This is a genomic window from Stenotrophomonas sp. P5_B8 (assembly GCF_054049855.1).
Genome location: NZ_JBFULO010000676.1, coordinates 1 through 1,339 on the forward strand (window position 1 = coordinate 1; position 1,339 = coordinate 1,339).

Annotated in this window: 1 protein-coding gene; it reads left to right on the forward strand. The window is 69.3% G+C overall.

Going from position 1 to position 1,339, the window contains the following annotated elements:
• Positions 1–1,150 (forward strand): autotransporter outer membrane beta-barrel domain-containing protein (locus ACXJKH_RS20590; RefSeq protein ID WP_457322164.1); only part of this gene is annotated, 1,150 nt, incomplete at its 5' end.
• Positions 1,151–1,339: the final 189 nt, after the last annotated feature.

Below are 1,339 nucleotides of genomic sequence, written 5' to 3' on the forward strand. Positions count from 1 at the left end.
CGATTACACCGTGCAGGTCACCCAGCGTCCGGACCCGACCCGCGACCCGGAAGTGCGCGGGCTGCTGTCGGCGCAGGCCGATACCGCGCGGCGCTTTGCGACCTCGCAGATCGAGAACTTCCAGCAGCGCATGCAGCGCCTGCATGGGGCCAGCCGCAGCAACGGCTTCAGCAACAACCTGGGCCTGGCCTATGGGCCGCAGCGCTGTGATCCGGCGGTAGGCAGCCTGCCCGGCAGTGACTGCGACGCCCAGCGTCGCCAGCCGTTCGATCGGGAACCGGGGCTGGATGCGCCGGCCGCGACCGGCACTGGCGCGCAGGCAGCGCTCGGCCTGTGGGTGGGCGGTACGATCCGCACCGGCCGGACCAACGGACGCGGCAGTGCCGGCGGTGACTTCAACACCGACGGCGTCACCCTCGGCAGCGACCTGCAGGTCGGTGAGGACCTGGCCCTTGGCGTCGGCCTGGGCTACGGTCGCGACCGCACCGATGTGGGCGAGAACGGCAGCCGCAGCGATGGCCAGGCCTTCACCCTGGCGGTGTACGGCAGCTACAGCCCCGGCCAGCATCTGTTCGTGGATGCACTGTTGGGCCACCAGTTGCTGGACTACGACCTGCGCCGCTACGTGACCAGCGACGGCAGCTTCGTGCATGCCCGTCGCGATGGCAGCCAGTGGTTCGGTTCGCTGTCTGTCGGCGCCGACCTGGTCCGTGGCAGCTGGCAGTTCACCCCGTATGCGCGACTGGATGCCTCGCGCGGCACGCTCGACCGCTATGTCGAGCAGGGCAGCGACCTGTTCGCCCTGCGCTACGGCGACCAGGACGTGGACACCAGCACCGGCAACGCCGGCCTGCGCATCGAGACACGCAAGACCGCTGCATGGGGTGCCTGGACGCCGCAGCTGCGGGTGGAATACCAGCACGACTTCAGCAGCAGTGGCACCGCCACGATGCAGTACGCCGATCTGGCCGGGGTGCCGTTCTACCGGACCTCGCTGGACGGCTTCGACCGGAACCGCTGGATGCTGGGCGCCGGGGTGATGTTCGACTTCGGTCGCGACTGGGGCCTGCGCGTGGACTACCGCGGGCTGGTGGGCAGCGGTGAGGACCGCGACCACGGCGTGCAGATCAGTCTGGACAAGCAGCTGTAAGCGGTACGCGCCACCGGTTACCGGTGGCGCGATGCCGCGGGGCAAGAAGTTCTTCTCCCTCCGTGTGGCTAGTGCGTAGCGCGCTCTGGATTTTTTCGCGCGGCGGTTGGTGGGTCGGGCGCTGGGTCCCATGTCCTTGGAGGCGACGCCGCCGGCGTCGGCCTGCGGCCGCCTCTTCCTCCTTTATTT